This is a genomic window from Kordiimonas aestuarii (assembly GCF_025574465.1).
GTDB lineage: Bacteria > Pseudomonadota > Alphaproteobacteria > Sphingomonadales > Kordiimonadaceae > Kordiimonas > Kordiimonas aestuarii.
The window spans coordinates 1-18985 of sequence record NZ_JAOBPP010000018.1; the positions used below are offsets into that span (position 1 = coordinate 1).

Here is an 18985-nt window from a genome sequence, read left to right on the forward strand (position 1 = left end):
AAACTCATAAAAGGGATTCCCAAACAGGCGAAGATATGATTCAACGCTTCTCAAATCATTGAGGAGGTTTTGATGCGCCGCCGCCGGTATGAACTGACAGATTATGAATGGTCGATCATAGAGCCTTTGCTGCCGAACAAGCCGCGCGGGGTGCCTAGGGTGGATGACCGCCGGGTGATCAACGGCATCTTGTGGCGCTTTCGGGCGGGAACGCCGTGGGCAGACATTCCCGAAAGATATGGTCCCTACACCACCTGCTACAACCGGTTTGTCCGCTGGCGCAAGGCCGGGGTGTGGGACCGACTGTTCGAGGCGGTGAGCAAAGCCCATGACGGTGACATCATTATGATCGACAGCAGCTGTGTCCGTGTGCATCAACAAGGGGCCACGGCAAAAAGGGGGATCAGGACGATGGCTGCATGGGCCGTTCCCGGGGTGGACTGACCACCAAAATCCACGCCCTCGTCGATGCGGATGGTCTGCCGATCAGGCTTTCGCTGACTGCTGGACAGACCCACGACAGCAAACCGGCCCTTGATCTGATTGAGGACATCAAGGAGGAAGCGATCTTGCTCGCTGACAAAGCCTATGATACCGACGCGCTTCGTGCCTTCACCACAGCGCGCAGAGCTTGGGCCAATATTCCGCCAAAAGCCAACCGCAAGCAGTCCTTTACCTTCAGTAAATGGCTGTACCGACACCGTAATCTCGTCGAGCGTTTCTTCAATAAGCTCAAGCACTATCGGGGCATTGCAACGCGCTATGACAAAAACCCGGAGAATTTCCTCGCCGCTGTAAAACTGGCTTCAGTCTGTATCTGGTTGAAAAATTATGAGTCTACGACCTAAACCGTTCGACAAATTCCCGCCCTCAATTTCTATGCTTATCATTTCAGTCGGCTGTCATACAAGCATCGTCAGGCGCCTCATCCCGCTTAGCAGCCCCCGTAATTTGTCATATTAGGCGGCGTTAAGCGATCGCTCTCCATTATCGGGGGTTGCTAAAGTTGCGGACATGTCTAAATATTCAACCCATAAAGAAAAATGCCAGCACTATGGCGCACCCTCGTTTGTCTATTCTGTTCCCCAGAACAGCGGCAGAAAGCCCGTTTCCAGCCCACGGCCCGGAAATATAGATAACCCGGTTGGCCGCTGGCACATAAAGTTCACACGACAGCCAAATAATCTTGGCCTTGAAGTGGAGACAATGTGAAGGCCACGATGTCGATGAAAAACGTGCTTGAAACGCTGTATCATTCGAAAGCGACGCAGGAGCTTGTCCGCTTCTGGCTCAACCTACCGCGTCCCGAAGGGCTTGTTTGTCCGAAACGTTCAGACTTCTCCTCTGCTCGAATTAATGGCTCACTTCCCGAAGTTTTTCTCAGTGAATGGTATGGCAATGACGCGCTTGTCGTTGTGCAAGCGGGCACCGTACTGGACCGCCTGATTGGCCTGGATATGACCGGTAAAAATATTTTCGATATGACACCGCCGGAACTGGTCGCCGACGAACGCAACTATTATCAGCTACTCAGGGATCAGCCGTGTGCCGGATTCATCACGCGGTCCATGATCAATTTCGCCGATAAACCCTTTGTTTACCGCACCGTACAAATGCCGCTCCTCGACCCGTTTCACAACGTTCGGTATTTCGTTGGCACCGGTTTCGTCATTGAAGGCAAACAATTGGAAGACGAATTTGGCAAGGTTGACTTCAAAAAAGCAAAGCTCGTGGAACGCCACTTCTTTGACATCGGCGCTGGTGTACCCGACACCAGCGACGGGGGCGCCAACGACAATGCCGACGCCCCGCAAAGCTCCTAGATTAAGAACCCTACCTACTGCTGAAAGTCGTAAATACTACCCAGTTTCAGAATTTGGGTTAGCTCGTCCAGAGCTGCAAAACTTTCCTCCATTAGCATCGGGTCCCCAAGATCATCGGGTGTCACCCGGTCCCGGTAATGGTTATTCACCCATGCCTGCAAGGTAGAGACAAGGCCTTCATGCAGTACAGCATTGGCCCCGATGGCGCCCATGTCGTCGTCAGACAATGCAACACGCAGGCGCAGGCAGGCCGGACCACCGCCATTGCGCATGCTTTGGCGCACATCAAGATAGTCGGCATGGCTGATCAGCTCACCGCTTCCTGTCAACTCTTCGACATACGCCTTGGTTGAGCGCATCTCAGCCACCTCGCTTGGCAAAATAAGTGTCATGCCTTCGCGGTTTGGCGTTGATATAAGCTGGCTATTGAACAGATAGCTTTTCACAGCATCGGCAAGAGGCACGAGCGCGCGCGGCACGCGCACAAAGTGCATCCGTATGTCGCCCATGGCGCCCTTGATGTCCCGCTCGAGCTGGTCCGGGTTTACAAAAGCGTCTTCATGGTAAAAAAACACATCTTTGTTCGATACCGCCACCACATCGTTGTGAAAGGCGCCGGCGTTAATCGCCGCCGGGTTCTGCCGCACAAACAATGTTTTTTTGGGCGTCAGCCCATGCTGGCGCGCAACCGCGCGGCTTGCCTCTAGCGTTTGCCGCCCTGGATAGATAAGGTCATCTGCCTTCTCGAACGCGCCCCGGCCATACACAAAAAGCGCCACACCAGTGTCACCATAGTCAGCGCAAAAGCGGTTATGGTTCGCTGCACCTTCATCACCCATATGAGTGCCGCCTTCAAGGGCGTTATGGTGCGCGAACCGGTCTCCTTCCGGGAATATCGCCTTAAGCACGCGTGCCGTTACCGGCCATTCGACAGACCGATGATACATCGCAGCAAGGTTGGCCGGAGTGAAATGGGTTCGTCCATCAGCCGTATCCGCAGAGGGAGATATAGTGGCGGCATTTGCTGTCCACATAGTTGCAGAGGATGTGACATTCGCCACAAGCGCCGGACTGGCCTCCCAGGCCTTGGCGAGCATCTCGCGGTCACTGCCCGTAAAGCCGTGCGCCCTTAAAGCCCTGAGGCTCGGCCTGTCATGTGGCGGCAGCACCCCCTGTGTCATGCCAAGGCTCATGAGGTGTTGGGCCTTCTCAAGCCCCTGAAGCGCGCCTTCGCGGGGGTTGGCGATGTCTCCCTTGTTGCTGGCTGACGCCACATTACCATAGGAAAGGCCAGCATAGTTATGGGTCGGGCCCACAATGCCGTCAAAATTTGCTTCACGCCACGCCATCATTTGTCTCCCTTAAGCTTGAGACCTGCAGGCAAAGCGCCCACTGCAACCTTGCCCTCGGCCTGCTCCATGGTGGCCACGCCGTAGGCACAGTAGTCCGCGGCATAATACGCGCTTGGCCGGTGATTGCCTGAAAGGCCGACACCGCCAAATGGTGCCGTGGACGCAGCGCCGGTAAGCTGCTGGTTCCAATTTACAATACCGGCTTTTGCCCGTGGGTAAAAAGCGTCGTAAAGTGCGCGACTATCCGACAGCAGTCCCGACGCAAGGCCAAAACGAGTGTTGTTTGCTTCCCTGATGGCGGCGTCAAAATCTGCCACGCGGATAAGCTGGAGAAACGGTCCGAACACCTCTTCGTCCGGGCGATCCTTGACGTTTGTCACGTCCATCAACCCCGGTGTTATGAAAGCGTCACCTCGGCCAAGCTTCTCGCATTGGCGAATTGGCACACCGCCACTCGCGATGAGGTCCTGCTGTACCTTCAAAACAGCAGCTGCGGCGCGTGGCCCGATGAGAGGGCCCATGAAGGCCTGCTCCTCATCATCCCATGCACCCACGGTGATAGCGTCCATCACCTCTGCGAGGCTGTTCACGAAGATATCACCTTCTGTGCCTTCAGGCACGATCAGGCGGCGGGCACAAGTGCATCGCTGGCCAGAACTGATAAAGGCCGATAACACGGTGATGAGAGCTGCCGCCTGCTTGTCCTCAACTTTGTGGACAATCAATGGGTTGTTCCCACCCATCTCTAGCGCCTGAATGACCTCAGGTCGCTCTACAAGCTGACGTGAAATGGCAAGCCCTGTGCGTGCGCTGCCGGTAAAGAGAAGTCCGTCAATACCTTTAGCCGCCGCAAGTGCCGCGCCCGTCTCTCGGCCACCCTGCACGAGGTTCAACACGCCTTTGGGCAAACCTGCGTCCGCCCAAGTTTTGGCCATGAATTCTGCCACGGCCGGGGTCAGCTCACTGGGTTTGAAAACCACGGTATTGCCCGCGATCAACGCAGGCACAATATGGCCGTTTGGCAAATGGCCGGGGAAGTTATAGGGGCCGAAGACCGCCATGACGCCATGCGCCCGGTGCGCAAGCTTGGACCGGATGGCGCCATTAACGGCCTCCTTGAATCCGGTGCGTTCAGCATAGGCTGTAAGCGAGATTTCAACCTTGTTGGCCATCGCAGTGGCTTCGCCAGTGGCATCCCAAAGGGTTTTACCTGCATCCTGTGCGACCAGCTTGGCGAGTTCGCCTCTTCGTTCCACCAGCAGCTCAGCATAACGGCGGATAATTTTAACCCGGTCGTCAAACGCCGTCATGACCCAGCTTTCAAATGCAGCACCGGCGGCGCGCACCGCGTCCTCCACCTGCGCAGCTGTTGCTTCATGACCGGACCAGATCGCCTTGCCAGACGATGGGTCGGTCGAACGAAATTCCTCCCCCAATCCCGGGAGCCATTCACCTGCAATATAATGCGTCATTTTTTATTCCTCACTCTCGGTGGGTTTGGGCTGCTCCACCGGGCTATAACGGATGACATCGCCTTCCTTGAGCTCAAGCGCATCGGCGGCTTTACGTGGCAGCCAGACACCACTTGAACCTTCAACCACATGGGTCAGCACAACCCGGAAGTTATCGATGGACGGATTGGCAACAAGATGTACCGGGTCGTGGCGTTCACCATCCACGATCCCACCGACTGTGGTTTCAATGCTTTCGCGCGCTGTCCAGATATCACGCTTGTGCACCTCCATTTCCGGCCCACCATCAAAGATGTCGACTGCACCGGAAAAACGGAAACCCTCTTTTTCCAACAGGTGAATAGCCGGGCGCGCACCGTCATGGGGTTTACCAATAACCGCGCGGGCGGCATCCGGCAGAAGGGAAGTGTAGATTGGGAATTTTGGCATAAGGTCAGCAATGAACTGGCTGTTGCCACGGCCATTGATCTCATCGGCATCTTTAAAGCTCATGCCAAAGAAGTGGCGCCCGATTGCCTCCCAGAACGGCGAGTTATGGTCATCATCCACCCAGCCACGTATTTCCGCGATAACCTGATTGGAAAAGCGCTCAGGGTGCGCAGCCATCATCAGATAACGCGCTTTTGACAGCAGCTTGCCCAGCTTGCCGATCCGGCAGTCTGGATCCAGAAACAGGGTCGCTACCTCGGTCGCGCCGACAAAATCGTTGGTTAGCTGCATCAGCTCGGTATCAACCCGCATTTCGGGTTCATGACTAACCTGCGTCACATGCAACAGCCGGTAGCTGTAGAAAGGTTTGTCGAGCCCAAGGCCTACAATCAGCGCACTTGTCCCTATGACTTTACCAGTCTCGAGGTCTTCCAAAATCAGAAGATAGCTGAGCTGTTCTGTCACGCCCGGCGGCGCGTCAAAGGCTTTGATCGATGCCTTGATTTTTTCTTCTAACGTGGGTCGGTGATCAGGTAGTGTTGTCAGGCCGGTTCCCGTTTTCCGGGCAAGCGCCTGCAATCCATCAAGATCTTGCAATCGTGCTGGTCGCACCACAAACATGAGTTAATCCTCATTTTAGATCCGGGCAGCATGTGAGGGCCCCGGTTGCCTCATGGCCGCACGGCCATGAAGGGAGTGAAAACGCGCCTCTAGTCTCCTCCTGCGCGCCTCATCCCTTGGCCTTTATAACGTCGTCAAGCTGTCCGCTTGCAAAGGCCATAAGAATCAATGCAGACAGCTTAGCTCTTTCTTTGAAGCTGTCCACGCAAACAAATTCATCTGCACTATGGATCATGCCGCCCCGCACACCCAGCGTATCCACATTTGGCAGGCCGGCAGCGGCAAGGTTATTGCCTTCGCAGCAGCCACCCGTCGGCACATAGTCAACCTTGATGCCCAGTTCGCCTCCACACGCCTTGATCGCCTCCATCAGCATGATGTTGGCATCAGACAGCGCCTTGGGCGGGCGGTTGATGCCCCCATGCAGAGTGACGCTATAGCCGTCAACACCGTCCCATGTGGCAACAATCTCACCAACCTTGCGTTCAAAATACTCAGCGTGTTCAGGCTCTTTCAGCCGCACATTAAACCGGCACCATGCCATATCCGGCACCACGTTTGGCGCCACCCCGCCCCTTATCACGGCCGGGTTCACCGTCATTTCCTCGCGCTCGCCCGTGAGCGATGCAAGTGCCGTTACCATACTGGACAGCGCGACAACCGCATTGCGACCGTTGTGAAACTCCCGCCCCGCGTGGGCCGCCTTGCCACGCACCACGAGTGTATAGTTGCCACTGCCCTTGCGAGCCCCCGCAAGCGTGCCATCCGCCAACGCAGGTTCGTATGTTAGCCCGATATCCGCCGCTTTGGCGCGATCTGCCAGGATTTTTGCACTGGCGAGCGAGCCGGTTTCCTCGTCAGGTGACAACAGAATTTCCCAACCGACATGCTCGGCAAGTGGTGTTTCCTCAAATGCGCGCAGCGCATTCAAAATAACGAGAATACCGCCTTTCATGTCGGCAACACCGGGGCCGTTGATCGTGTCGCCGTCCAGCCAGACGGGCTCTTGAAACTTGTGATCTTTGGCGAAGACCGTGTCTGTATGTCCTGTCATCAAGACCCGGCGATTGGCGCCCGGCCGCTTGAACAGGCGAATGGTACGCCCGTTTTTTATTGTGACCAGTTCCCCCGCTTCGTTCACAGCTTCACCGTCGTCAAGGTCGATCAGTTCCACTTCGGGTTCGAGAACCTTGAATGCGTCCAGTACTTTTTTTTCCATCTCGTCAAGACCGGCAAGGTTCCTGCTCCCACTATTTACGCGAGACCACTCAAGCACCATATCGACCATGCACTGCTGGCGCGCGTCTATATTCGCGAGCGCCGCTTTTACAGCATCGTTTTCGGTCAGGCGGGCAAAGGTTGAAGACATGAAAGCTTCCTGTCGTCGCGTATGATTCCGGGCATGTGTAGCCTTGAGGAGTACGAGACCGCCACGCCCGCGTCAAGCGCAGCTAAACTTACGAGGTAAACCGGTGGAAACCGCAAGATTTCACCGCATCGGCCACTCGCCTCACCGCATTCGACCAAAGTTCAACCACTTTGTTGCTAATCTTTTTTCACAAAAACACAAAAGAAGCATGAGGAGGTAGCTTTGTCGAATTGTCCTAAGGAAGAACCGAAAAGGTCGACGGGACTAAAATCAACAGCGAGGATGCGTAAAATGAAAGCTCTAATAGTAGACGGTGAGGAACTGATCCGGCTTTCCCTGAAGGAAGTAATTTCGGTATCCAGTAACTTCGGCGAGATTATGGAAGCTGGAAGCCAACATGAGTTTCTGGCCAAAACCGCGAGCCACGACAAGTTGTCCCTGGTCGTCGTCCACCCATCAAGCCTTGGTAGTGATGGCGCTGATTGCCTGCGCCTTGTGCAGCGCCTATACCCCGACGCTGCTTTGGTCGCCATCATGGACCGTGAGGGCCAGAATGTCGGTGACACAGGCAATATGGTCACCGTGCTAAGGAACGCCAGCGTCGGGCAGATGGTAACCGCCATCCGCCGTGCGCTTAAACTGCCGCTTGACGGTTTTGGTTCCGTCGCGAACAAACCTTCCCGCCCCGATGTTCGCGGTGCGCTGAAGCACGAGTTTGAACGCTTTCGCGACAATACGGCCCCCAGTCGCTCAGCCATTGAAGGTGTTGACCTCGGTCGTCTGTCCTACCGCCAGAAACAAATTCTTGCGATGGCTGCCGATGGCCTTCCCAACAAAGAGATCGCAGCAAGGCTCTCAATTGCCGAAGGCACCGTAAAAGCGCATATGCATGCCATCTTCAAGGTGTTGGGTGTTTCCAACCGTACACAAGCGGTTATCCGCTATGGCGCTGTGGGAAACGCAAGCCCAAAACCCGCCGCCCGCAGTGACTGGATGTACGCGACGGCAAGCTAACTGACACAATGTTTTGAATTAAAGGAAAGGCTGCCTGTGGCAGCCTTTCTTATTTGTTCGAAACCGCCGCAGCCTACAGCGCGCCCGTCAAGTGTTTGAGCACACCGGAGAAATCCACCCCACCGTGGCCTGCGTCATCCATTTCTGTATATATCTCGGCCGCGCGGGCACCCATCGGCGTATTAGCACCTGACGAACGAACAGCCTGCATGGCAAGGCGCAAATCCTTCAGCATCAAAGCTGTTGCGAAACCGGGCTTATAATCATTATTGGCAGGCGAGGCTGGCACCGGACCCGGCACCGGGCAGTAGGATGTCAGTGACCAGCACTGGCCGCTTGCGTTGGACGCCACATCAAAGAACACCTGATCATCAAGCCCCAATGCACGGCCGAGATTGAAGGCCTCCGACACTCCGATCATGGAAACAGCGAGCAGCATGTTGTTGCACACCTTCGCCGCCTGGCCATTGCCGCTTTGCCCACAATGCACGATCTTGCCTGCCATGGGTTCAAGCACTGGCTTTGCACGTTCAAAGGCCTCTTCACTGCCTCCCACCATAAAAGCAAGCGTTCCAGCAGCTGCGCCGCCCACGCCACCGGAAACCGGAGCGTCGACCATAGCGAAACCTTTATCCGCAGCGGACTGTGCAACAACGCGAGCGGTATCAACATCAATGGTGGAACTGTCAATCAACAATGCACCCTCTTTCGCGTTGGCGAAAACCCCGTCCTCGCCCTCGTAAACACCTTTTACAATGGCGCCAGATGGCAACATGGTGACAACCACATCTGCAGCTTTCACGGCCTCACCCACATTCGTAAACGGCTTGCCGCTGGCCTCCGAGAAGGCCTCAAGCGCGTTGGCCGACAGGTCATAACCGTAGACGCGAAAGCCCGCGCCCAGCAGGTTTTTAGACATGGGCAGGCCCATGTTGCCAAGGCCGATGAATGCGATTGTTTGTGCCATGTTATTCTTCCCTCCCGAATAAAAACTCATATATCCAGCTCTTGTGAGCCAAGATTCTCAAAATAGGCTGCGATGTCGTCGTCCGATACACGATCAAGTGCGCTTGGATTCCAGACCGGGGCATTGTCCTTGTCTATAAGAATGGCGCGCACCCCTTCATAAAAGTCATTCCCCTGCATAACGTGGGTCACCATGCGATATTCCATGCGCATATTGTCACGGAAATTATCGAGCGCTTCACCACGGCGAAGCTGTGCGAATGTAAGCTTGAGGCTGGTGGGTGATTTGCTCATCAATATCTTGAATTGCTTTTGTGACCATTCGTCCTCGTTGAGCTCCAGCGTATGCACAATCTCCTCCATGCGCACGCCCGCGAAAGCACTGTCAATATCGTCCATCACCTCGGCAAGGGGCGCAGGCTCCGGGTCGGCATGGAAGCGGTCCAGCACAGCGCGCGCATCGTCAACAGTCTTGATCTCTGAACTCGCAAAGGCAGCGATGACATCATCAACGTTCTCAGAAGCCACCACGTGACTTGCGATACCAAGCGCATAGAGATCAGGTGCCTTGATACGGGCACCGGTGAGAGCGAGGAACATGCCCGTCTCACCCGGCAGGCGCGGCAGGAACCAACCACCACCCACATCCGGGAACAGGCCAAGGCCGGTCTCAGGCATCGCGAACAGGGTTTTCTCGGTCGCGACCCAAAGGTCACCAGGGATAGAAACCCCGACACCACCGCCCATGGCGATACCGTCCACAAGGCTGATGTAAGGCTTGGGGAATTCCGCGATGGCGATATTCATCAGATATTCGTCGTGGAAGAAGTCACGCCACTCTGTTGTGCCCGCCTTGTAAGATCTAGTGACCTTCACCACGTCACCGCCAGCACAAAATGCTTTGTCGCCCGCACCAACAACGACAACAGCCTGCACAGACGGCTTCATCGCCCATTCGTCAAGCAGGCGCTTTACCTCAACACACATGCCGTGCGTCAGGCTGTTGAGCGCCTTGGGGCGATTGAGCGTAATCAGGCCGATATTGCCGCGGGTTTCAAACAGTACTTCAGGGTCAGTCATACAAATCAGTCCTTCAACAGCGCGCGGGAAATGACCACGCGCATAATCTCGTTTGTGCCTTCAAGTATCTGGTGCACCCGAAGGTCGCGCAAAATGCGTTCAATGGGATAATCCTGCAAATAGCCGTATCCGCCATGTAACTGCAGCGCCGCGTTCGTCACATCAAAGCCAGTATCGGTCACAAAGCGTTTGGCCATGGCAGCAGCACTTGCGGCATCGGACGCTTTATTGCTCACCTTCTGCGCGGCGGAATAAAGAAGCAGACGCGCAGCCTCAAGCTCCGTCGCCATATCAGCGAGGCGGAACTGCGTGGCCTGAAAGTCAGCGATTGCCTTGCCGAACTGCTTGCGGTCCTTGGTGTAGGTCACCGCTTCTTCAAATGCACGCTGTGCACCGCCAAGGGAGCAGGCCGCGATGTTCAAACGGCCACCGTCAAGGCCCTGCATGGCGATCTTGAAGCCCTGCCCTTCTTCGCCCACGAGGTTGCTGGCCGGGATGCGGCAATCATCAAACATCACAGCAGCGGTAGGCTGGCTATGCCAACCCATTTTCTTTTCCTGCGCACCGAACGACAGGCCCGGCGTGTCTTTCTCGACGATAAAACAGCTGATGCCCTTGGCACCGTCATCAGACGTGCGAGCCATTACCACATACACATCACTTTCGCCGCCGCCGGAGATGAAAGCCTTGGCACCATTAAGGATATAATCGTCACCGTCACGCACCGCCCTGGCCTTCAGGCTGGCGGCGTCCGAGCCTGCGCCCGGTTCCGTGAGGCAATAACTTGCCATTTTTTCAAGCATTGCCAGCTCACCCACAAAACGTTCACGCTGGTCGTCATTGCCGAAACAATCAATCATCCATGTCGCCATATTATGGATGGAGATCATCGCGGCAGTTGACGGGCAGCCCTTGGAGAGTTGCTCAAAAATCAGCACACTTTCAACCCGGCTCAGGCCGCAGCCCCCGGCCTCTTCCGACACATATATGCTACCAAAACCCAGCTCACCGGCGGCTTTCGCCACATCACGCGGCCAAACCTTGTCCTCATCCCAGACATGTGCATTTGGCGTGATCATGTCGGCCGTGAAAGAACGCGCCATGTCCTGAATGGCACGCTGGTCTTCATTCAGTGAAAAGTCCAAGACGACCCCCTTGGGTTAAATATTATGTACAGACCGCCAGCCCAAGTGGCGGCAACGGTGGGTCACCAATGTCACCCACCGTCATGCTTTTATCAGTCGAGGCGGTTACCGTTCTGGTCCCATACTTCAACCTCGCCGAGGTTTAGCGAACGAATGCCTTCCTCGATCTGCGCGCGGTCACCAACTACCAGCCACAGTATTTTTTCTGGCTTGATAGTCGCATTCGCCTGAGCCTTGATGGCATCAATGTTCAGCGCCTGATATTTCTCTTTCAGGCTTGGCACATAGTCGTTCGACCGGCCAAAACGCTGGTTCGACAAGAGACTGCCGAGCACAGAACCCGAGGTTTCAAACTGCCCGGGCAAGCTGTTCGTCTGGTTTTTCACCATACGGCCCAGTTCATCCTGTGTGGCCGGACGGCCGCCAAGATAGTCCGCGAATTCTTTTTCAAGTTCGGCGAGCGACTCTTTGGTTTTGTCCGTTTGCACAGGGGCATAGACCAGCCACATGCGCTGGCCGCGGGCATCGGTCGTGAAGGTGTAAGCACCATAGGCCCAGCCCTTGTCCTCACGCAGGTTCATGTTCACCCGTGCGGTGAACTCACCACCAAGGATGCTGTTCATCATTTCCTGTGTCAGGTACGCCTCGTCACCGGTGGACGGGAACAAGTGCCCACCCAGGATCAGCGACTGTGGGGAACCTGGCTTGTTCATAATGATGACGCGGCCTTTTTCCGGCATTGCGACCTCGGCGATGTTTTTCGTCGGCATCGCGCTTTCAGGCGCTGTCCAGTCCCCAAACGCTTTGTTCAGCGCAGGGATCGCTTCATCCATCGTAATATCGCCGACGACGAAGACCGTGGCATTGTCTGGCCTGATCCAATCCGTGTGGAACTTAACAAGGTCATCACGGGTCAGATCTTCAATGGCCGCTTCCGTACCGGACCCGGTGTATGGGATGCCGTAAGCGTGGTCCTCACCATAGAGAAGTGGCGGCAAAGTGCGCAGCGCAAGCTGTACCGGCTGTGCTTTTTCCTGTGCAATGGTTGCGATCCAGCGCTGGCGCAGTCGGTCCATCTCTTCCTGATCAAAGGCCGGATTGCGGACAATGTCAGCAAAGAGCGCGAGGGACTGATCAAGCTTCGGCTTGAGTGCCGAAAGCGTCGCGGTGCTCATGTCAAGATTTGATCCGGTTGAGATGTTGGCGCCGAGCTTCTCTGACTCAGCAGATATCTCAAGCGCGGAGCGGCTTTCGGTGCCCTCATCCATCATGTTGAGCGCAAAGCTCGACGTGCCCAGCGGACGACCAATATCGCCTGCGTAACCCGCGTCAAACTGCAGCGCAATGTTAACAACTGGCACGGTTGAGCGCGTGGCAAGGACCACTTTCATGCCATTTTCAAGTTCACCTTCCTCAATGGCAGGGAACGTAAGATCTGGCATTTCGCCAACGGTTGGAATGCCGGTTGAGCGGTCAACACTTGACACAACCGTTTCATACTTCGGGTAAGGACGAACCGTCAGTTGGTAATAGCCCTGCCCCAGCCATTTGTTCGACGCGGCTTTCACTGCGTCAGCCGAGGCGGTATTCAGTTCTTCAACCTGCCTGGCGTAATGCCCCGGGTCGCCGGCATAAAGCTCGGACCGTGCAAGCGCAGTTGCCTTGCCGCCGAATCCGCCAATTTGTTCAAGCCCGCGAACCTGGCTAGCAAGGATGCTGGCTTTCGCGCGCGCCAGTTCATCGGACGTTGGGCCATTTTCAAGGTAATCGCTCATTACCTCGTTGATCAGATGCTCGGCTTTCTTCTCATCGGCGTCCGGCTTAAGCGTCACATCAATCTCGAACATGGACGCCAGTTCAAACGGCTGCATCGAGACATTCACGTTCACCGCAAGCTGATTCTTGTACACAAGCGCCTGATATAGGCGGGAATTTTTGCCGCCGCCCAGCACTTCAGCAGCGAGGAACATCATTGGTGCATCGTCTGACGTGCGCGGTGCCACCGCCCAGTCGCGGTAGATGCGACGCTGCGGCGCGCTTTGGTCAACCATTTCTTCAATGGTGTTGTTGGTGCGTGTCGGTACCCACGCCTTATGCTGCTTGAGCGCGGGACCAGCCTCAATGTCACCAAAGTATTTTTCCATCAGCGGCTTGGCCGTTTCAGCATCAATGTCGCCCGCGAGCACAACAACAGTGTTGGCGGCACCATAATATTCCTTGAACCAGCCTTTCACATCATCCAGCGACGCGGCGTCCAGATCTTCCATCGAACCGATAGTCGAATGGCGGTAAGGGTGACCAACAGGGAACAAACCTTCAAGCTGGCGGTATTCGACAAGCCCATATGGCTGGTTGTCGCCTTGGCGCTTCTCGTTTTGCACGACACCACGCTGCTCATCCAGCTTCTCCTGCGTGACAGCACCCAAGAGATGGCCCATGCGGTCTGATTCCATCCACAGCGCCATATCAAGCGCCGGCGTGGGCACGTTCTGGAAATAGTTGGTACGGTCAAACCATGTGGTGCCGTTCATGTTGGTGGTGCCAACTTCTTCGAACGGCTTGAAATATTCGTCGTTATAGTTCTCGGACCCATTGAACATCAGGTGTTCAAAAAGGTGCGCGAAGCCTGTCTTGCCTTCAGGTTCGTCTTTTGAACCCACATGATACCAGACGCTGACGGCCACAATCGGCGCCTTGCGGTCTTCGTGCACGATCACGCGCAGGCCGTTGCCCAGTGTGAACTTCTCGTACGGAATATGCACTTCCATATCGAGGCCTGACGCCTCGACGGTGCTTTTGTCTTTGGCCTTGTGGCTGGCCGATTGTTCAGGCTGGCATGCCGCAAGGGCGGTCACTGCCACTGCCCCTAGGAACAAATTTCTGATCTTCATGAGAATCATCTCCCCGCGTCATAAAGGGTGGGCGCAAATTCCCCACCACAAAAATCGTCGCAAAGGCGCTGAATACTTAAGACTATTCTTATTGTGCCCCCGCAACGGATGAACCCGGAAAGCTTGTGCCTTCCGGGTTCCGCAATTTAGCCGTTCAGCGTCGGAATTACAAATTCTGCGCCAGAACGAATACCGGTCGGCCAACGCGAGGTCACGGTCTTGGTTTTGGTGTAGAAACGCACCCCTTCCATGCCGTGCTGGTTCATGTCACCGAAGGCAGAATTTTTCCAGCCGCCAAAGGTATGGAATGCGAGCGGCACGGGGATCGGCACGTTTACGCCAACCATGCCCACTTCAACACGGTTCACATATTCGCGCGCGGTATCACCATCACGGGTAAAGATGCTTGTCCCGTTACCAAACTCGTGGATCGACGGCAGGCTTGCCGCTTCATCGAAGGTTTCAGCGCGGACAATCTGCAGTGTCGGGCCAAATATCTCTTCCTTATAGGTGCGCATCTCTGGTTTGACATTGTCAAACAGCGATCCGCCCATGTAGTAGCCGTTCTCGTAACCCTGCATATTGTATTTGAAGGTACGGCCATCAACGACGACCTCAGCGCCTTCCTGCTCAGCCAGATCAAGATACCCACGGACCTTTTTCATGTGGTCTGCCGTCACCAGCGGGCCCATTTCAGCCTGTGGGTCCATGGCGTGACCAACCTTGAGCGCTTCGACCCGCGGCTTCAGCATTTCAACCATTTTGTCGGCCACAGCCTTACCAACCGGAACAGCCACAGAAATCGCCATGCAACGCTCGCCCGCAGAACCGTAGGCCGCGCCAATAAGCGCGTCCGCAACCTGGTCAAGGTCAGCGTCTGGCATGATGATCATGTGGTTTTTGGCACCACCCATGGCCTGACAGCGTTTGCCGTGGGCTGTGGCTGTTGCGTATACATATTGTGCAATCGGGGTGGACCCCACGAAGGATACGGCCTTCACCCTTGGGTCGGTACAAACCGTATCAACCGCTTCCTTGTCGCCATTGACGACGTTGAAAACGCCGTCTGGCAGGCCTGCTTCTTTCCAGCATTCAGCCAGCATCAGCGGCACGGACGGGTCTTTTTCAGATGGCTTCAGCACATAAGTGTTACCGCATGCGATCGCCACACAGCTCATCCACAGCGGAATCATCGCCGGAAAGTTGAACGGCGTGATACCTGCCACAACGCCAAGCGGCTTTCGCATGGAATAGACATCAATCCCGGTTGCGACATTATCGGAATACTCACCCTTGATCAGGTGTGGGATGCCCTGGGCAAACTCAGCCACTTCAAGACCACGCTGCACGTCGCCCTGCGAGTCCGAGAAAACCTTGCCATGCTCAGCAGACAGAGCCTCGGCCAGTTTATCTTTTTCGCGGTACAGGATATGCACAAGGTTTTGCAGTACCCGCGCGCGCTTGACAACCGACGTAGTGGACCATTCCGGGAATGCGGCTTCGGCTGCCGCAATAGCATTTTCAACTTCGCCTTTGCTGGCTAGCGCGACCTTACCGGCCTCTTCACCCGTGGACGGGTTGTAGATCGGACCAAAACGGCCACTAGTGCCGTCCACAGCTTTACCGCCAATATAATGATGACGTTCGTACATTGAGAAATCCTCCAAATTTAAATCTGACGTGGCGAGCTTCCTTCCCGCTCACCCATCGCACTCCACCCAAAGTCGAGCGCAGCATACGTCATGCGAATTTGCAGGTCATCAAGAAGTTTTGCAGCAGTTTTTGTGTATTTTTGCACATATATAAAAGATGGCGCCAAAACCACGATTCCTCATCGTTCATATGCAACCAGGCCTGTTTCACAATTAGTTATATAACTAAGGATTATTTCCCTGATTTTTCCTGATACTAATCAGCAGCTTGGCCAGTGCTTGTCTGCTCCCGGGATATTCCACACGAAAAATTTCCCCAGCCACCCTTTCTTCCGTTCCCTCCACTCTCAAACTGTCTCTAAAACAAAAGCTTGTTCAATAAGTTACTGTAAGAGGGTGCCCGGGTAAGAGCGTCACACCAGCCAGAATGCGCGACGGCAAAGGCGTTTCGTTCGACAAAACAGGCCACCACTTTCTTACGCCGAAGATATGCAGTAGCAATTTTATCTAAAAAATCCTTCAGGACATCTCTAGCCATGCTCTTGCACGCTTTCTGAAAAAAAAATAGCGTTATTACCGCTAGGTTTAGAACATTGCGCTTAGAATATCGTTCTATCGTTTACCGGGGGGGGGTAATATGTTTAATAAAGCAAAATTCGCTTTGCTGATGGTGCTCGTTACCGTCAGCACTTCTATCGCTTTCGCTGAAGCTGATGAAAGCAAAATTCCAGAACCATTCAGGGGCGAACGTAAAGGTTCGCCTATCCAGATCACCTATAACGACTGGACAAAAATTCTCCGTTCGACCGTTGTTGACGCCGGAGAATCGGACCGCAGTTCAGCATCGGCGCCCAAGCCGGAAATTGGCACGCGCACGGTGCGCGGCAATACGAGCTCCACACGCAACGAAGGAAACCGCATCGTTTTTGAAGCCTATACGGATGAAAAGAATATTGCGATCGTCCGCAAGATCCGTGCTGAGCTGGAGGCGCTGCCCGGCGAAGTTCCGATGCGGGAGTGGACCAAAAACGAGCAACTCGCCTATTGGCTCAACCTCTATAACATCACCCTGATCGATCTTATCGCACAAGAATTCCCGACACGCAGTCTTAAAAAGCTTGCGCAAGGCAAGGATTCGCTATGGAACAAAAAGGTGTTGAAGGTCTCGGATGTAAATCTCTCCCTGAACGATATCCATGACATTCTCGTCTACAAATGGGATAGCACTATTGTCATGTACGGCCTGTTCCAGGGATATGTCGGGGGTCCGAGTATCCGGCGTACTGCCTATACCGGTGAAACCGTTCACAGAGCCCTTGTGGACAACGCCAAGGAATTTGTGAACTCCAACCGCGGCATGCGTCTTAAAGGGTCCACACTGCTGATTTCCGAGTACTACAAGGACAACAAGGCCTTGTTCCCGAACTGGAAAGAGGACCTGAAGAAACATTTCATAAGCCTGACGGAATACGGCATGCATGACCGTATCCGGGCTGCCAAGAAGATCAAGGCAACCACCGATGATTATTTCATTGCGGATCTCTATGGCGGCAGCACACGCCATGGCACCGCATTGGCAACCAACCGCGCCGCCCTTAATGACGCTTTCATTCGGGTAAACTCGGGCCAAAGCGCGGGCAACGCCTCCATGGGCATTGGGTCCTTCACAATGGAAACATATGCAGACTTCGGCAAAGACCCGGTCGAGATGCGCTTCCCGCCTCATGTTCGGGATTACATCTATCAGATGCGTAAGAACAAGGCGCTCAAAAAGGGAGAGGTCGACGTTGAGGAAATCGACGACGGTTCAAGTGAACCCTCCGAGCCCCCTCAGTGACGTTAGAATAGAAGTGAAGGGTATTTATGTTTGGAAACGTGAAAAAGCTGCTTCTCACAGCAGCACTGGCGGGTGGCGTATTGTCGCCCGCTCTCATGGCCGACGAGGATAATATCCCCGAAGAGTTCCGGGGAGCCACGCCGGGCTCGCCACTTGAAATCAGGTATGATGATTGGTCCGCGATCCTGCAGGCAACCGTTCTTGACGCCGGTATGTCAGACCGCTCTTCCGCTGGGGACGTTCGTGCTGAACTCGGCACACGTACCATCAGGGGCAATAGCAGCAGTACGCGCAATGAAGGTAACCGGCTGGCGTTCCCCGCTTTTGCAGATCACCCGGACAACCTCAAAGTGGTGGCGGAGATTAAAGCGGAGCTTGAGGCCCTGCCAGACCAGATACCTCTCAAATACTGGTCCAGGAACGAGCAAATGGCCTATTGGCTCAACCTGCACAACATTGCGCTCATCGAAGAACTGGCTCAGGAATATCCAATCAAATCCCTGAAGAAACTACAGTCCGGTTCTCGGAAAAATCCCGGCCTTTGGGATAGGAAGGTCGTTACCGTTGCCGGTCACCCTCTTTCCCTTAACAATATTCATGAATTGCTGGTTGAAAAATGGGATACGACCTTGGTGATGTATGGCATGTTCCAAGGATATGTGGGCGGACCAAGCATCCCGAGCGAAGCCTTTACGGGGGCCACTGTTCACAAGTTGCTTGTTGCCAATGCCCGCGAGTTTGTCAACTCCAACAGAGGGATGCGGCTGCGCGGCAACACCTTGCAAATCTCTGAATATTACAAAGAAAACAGGGCTCTGTTCCCCGACTGGGAAGAAGACCTGAAAAACCACTTCGTTAGCTTGACCAACTACAGCCTGCATGACCGTATCCGGAATGCCAGAAAAATCAAAGCAACCACTGACGACTATTACATCGCCGACCTATATGGCGGCACACGCAGCAACGGCAGCGCCGTCGCCAGCAACCGGGCGGCCTTGAATGACATGCTGGTTGGCGTAAACTCCGGGCAGTTCGTGCCAACGGGACCGGGGGGTGACACAAGCGGCGCCAGCGCGACACCAAGTGTAAACCAGCCCACAGGTGGCAGCCCCAGCACGGGTGAAGTAACGCTTGGCATTGCTGCGTTTACCATGGAATCATACGGCAACTTCCGTAAGGCAGACATTGACCTGCGCTTCCCCCCGCACGTCATGGAATATATCGACCATGTGCGTAAAGCTCGCGCGGCCCGCGAAGGACACGTTGACGTGGAAGATGTGACAGACGACAACAGTAAACAGTAAAAGCAAAGCATTAAACAGACAGGAGATGGC

General features: G+C 54.9%; 14 protein-coding genes. 5 read left to right on the forward strand and 9 right to left on the reverse strand.

Annotation, left to right across the window (positions count from 1 at the left end; genetic code table 11):
• Positions 1 to 72: 72 nt before the first annotated feature.
• Together OEU85_RS06110 and OEU85_RS06115 are read left to right on the forward strand one after the other, a co-directional pair.
• A protein-coding gene (locus tag OEU85_RS06110) for an IS5 family transposase (protein ID WP_262689381.1) occupies positions 73 to 848 on the forward strand; the annotation gives its coding sequence in 2 pieces (ribosomal slippage) (positions 73 to 388 and positions 388 to 848; 777 coding nt in all).
• Positions 849 to 1220: 372 nt separating this feature from the next.
• A complete protein-coding gene (locus OEU85_RS06115; protein ID WP_262690569.1) occupies positions 1221 to 1823 on the forward strand; it encodes a PAS domain-containing protein in 603 nt (200 codons plus the stop codon).
• A gap of 14 nt (positions 1824 to 1837) precedes the next feature.
• On the opposite strand, the gene astB is transcribed toward OEU85_RS06115, so the two are convergent.
• From astB to OEU85_RS06135, 4 genes are all read right to left on the reverse strand, one after another.
• On the reverse strand, positions 1838 to 3172 hold the full coding sequence (astB, locus tag OEU85_RS06120) for an N-succinylarginine dihydrolase (RefSeq protein WP_394805392.1): 1335 nt from the start codon (positions 3170 to 3172) through the stop codon (positions 1838 to 1840).
• On the reverse strand, positions 3172 to 4647 hold the full coding sequence (astD, locus tag OEU85_RS06125) for a succinylglutamate-semialdehyde dehydrogenase (protein WP_262690571.1): 1476 nt from the start codon (positions 4645 to 4647) through the stop codon (positions 3172 to 3174). Before astD ends, astB begins: the two co-directional genes overlap by 1 nt.
• Before the next feature lie 3 nt (positions 4648 to 4650).
• Positions 4651 to 5697: an arginine N-succinyltransferase gene (locus tag OEU85_RS06130; protein WP_262690572.1), complete on the reverse strand. Its 1047-nt coding sequence runs from the start codon at positions 5695 to 5697 to the stop codon at positions 4651 to 4653.
• Positions 5698 to 5806: 109 nt separating this feature from the next.
• A complete protein-coding gene (locus OEU85_RS06135; protein WP_262690573.1) occupies positions 5807 to 7066 on the reverse strand; it encodes a hydrolase in 1260 nt (419 codons plus the stop codon).
• 291 nt (positions 7067 to 7357) lie between these two features.
• On the opposite strand from OEU85_RS06135, the gene OEU85_RS06140 reads away from it, so the two are divergent.
• Complete coding sequence (locus OEU85_RS06140; protein ID WP_262690574.1) at positions 7358 to 8080, forward strand: response regulator transcription factor; 723 nt, start codon at positions 7358 to 7360, stop codon at positions 8078 to 8080.
• A 73-nt stretch (positions 8081 to 8153) separates the two neighbouring features.
• On the opposite strand, the gene mmsB is transcribed toward OEU85_RS06140, so the two are convergent.
• The 5 genes from mmsB to OEU85_RS06165 form a co-directional block, all read right to left on the reverse strand.
• A complete protein-coding gene (gene mmsB / locus OEU85_RS06145) occupies positions 8154 to 9047 on the reverse strand; it encodes a 3-hydroxyisobutyrate dehydrogenase (protein ID WP_262690575.1) in 894 nt (297 codons plus the stop codon).
• A gap of 26 nt (positions 9048 to 9073) precedes the next feature.
• Entirely contained in the window at positions 9074 to 10126 is a 1053-nt protein-coding gene (locus OEU85_RS06150; RefSeq protein WP_262690576.1) for an enoyl-CoA hydratase/isomerase family protein, read from the reverse strand.
• Between the two features lie 5 nt (positions 10127 to 10131).
• Positions 10132 to 11271, reverse strand: a complete 1140-nt coding sequence (locus OEU85_RS06155; RefSeq protein WP_262690577.1) for an acyl-CoA dehydrogenase family protein — start codon at positions 11269 to 11271, stop codon at positions 10132 to 10134.
• A 92-nt stretch (positions 11272 to 11363) separates the two neighbouring features.
• Entirely contained in the window at positions 11364 to 14171 is a 2808-nt protein-coding gene (locus OEU85_RS06160) for a M16 family metallopeptidase (RefSeq protein WP_394805387.1), read from the reverse strand.
• A gap of 137 nt (positions 14172 to 14308) precedes the next feature.
• Entirely contained in the window at positions 14309 to 15814 is a 1506-nt protein-coding gene (locus OEU85_RS06165; RefSeq protein ID WP_262690579.1) for a CoA-acylating methylmalonate-semialdehyde dehydrogenase, read from the reverse strand.
• 637 nt (positions 15815 to 16451) lie between these two features.
• On the opposite strand from OEU85_RS06165, the gene OEU85_RS06170 reads away from it, so the two are divergent.
• The gene (locus OEU85_RS06170; RefSeq protein ID WP_262690580.1) at positions 16452 to 17651 is read left to right on the forward strand and encodes a DUF547 domain-containing protein; all 1200 of its coding nucleotides are present in this window, start codon (positions 16452 to 16454) and stop codon (positions 17649 to 17651) included.
• 26 nt (positions 17652 to 17677) lie between these two features.
• On the forward strand, positions 17678 to 18955 hold the full coding sequence (locus OEU85_RS06175) for a DUF547 domain-containing protein (RefSeq protein ID WP_262690581.1): 1278 nt from the start codon (positions 17678 to 17680) through the stop codon (positions 18953 to 18955).
• Positions 18956 to 18985 lie beyond the last annotated feature (30 nt).

Bases quoted from the DNA above. Each gene is read 5' to 3' on its own strand.
- OEU85_RS06160 (WP_394805387.1), bottom strand. From the start codon at position 14,171: ATGATTCTCATGAAGATCAGAAATTTGTTCCTAGGGGCAGTGGCAGTG.
- astD (WP_262690571.1), bottom strand. From the start codon at position 4,647: ATGACGCATTATATTGCAGGTGAATGGCTCCCGGGATTGGGGGAGGAA.
- OEU85_RS06175 (WP_262690581.1), top strand. From the start codon at position 17,678: ATGTTTGGAAACGTGAAAAAGCTGCTTCTCACAGCAGCACTGGCGGGT.
- astB (WP_394805392.1), bottom strand. From the start codon at position 3,172: ATGGCGTGGCGTGAAGCAAATTTTGACGGCATTGTGGGCCCGACCCAT.
- OEU85_RS06170 (WP_262690580.1), top strand. From the start codon at position 16,452: ATGTTTAATAAAGCAAAATTCGCTTTGCTGATGGTGCTCGTTACCGTC.
- OEU85_RS06165 (WP_262690579.1), bottom strand. From the start codon at position 15,814: ATGTACGAACGTCATCATTATATTGGCGGTAAAGCTGTGGACGGCACT.
- OEU85_RS06135 (WP_262690573.1), bottom strand. From the start codon at position 7,066: ATGTCTTCAACCTTTGCCCGCCTGACCGAAAACGATGCTGTAAAAGCG.
- mmsB (WP_262690575.1), bottom strand. From the start codon at position 9,047: ATGGCACAAACAATCGCATTCATCGGCCTTGGCAACATGGGCCTGCCC.
- OEU85_RS06140 (WP_262690574.1), top strand. From the start codon at position 7,358: ATGAAAGCTCTAATAGTAGACGGTGAGGAACTGATCCGGCTTTCCCTG.
- OEU85_RS06150 (WP_262690576.1), bottom strand. From the start codon at position 10,126: ATGACTGACCCTGAAGTACTGTTTGAAACCCGCGGCAATATCGGCCTG.
- OEU85_RS06130 (WP_262690572.1), bottom strand. From the start codon at position 5,697: ATGTTTGTGGTGCGACCAGCACGATTGCAAGATCTTGATGGATTGCAG.
- OEU85_RS06115 (WP_262690569.1), top strand. From the start codon at position 1,221: ATGTCGATGAAAAACGTGCTTGAAACGCTGTATCATTCGAAAGCGACG.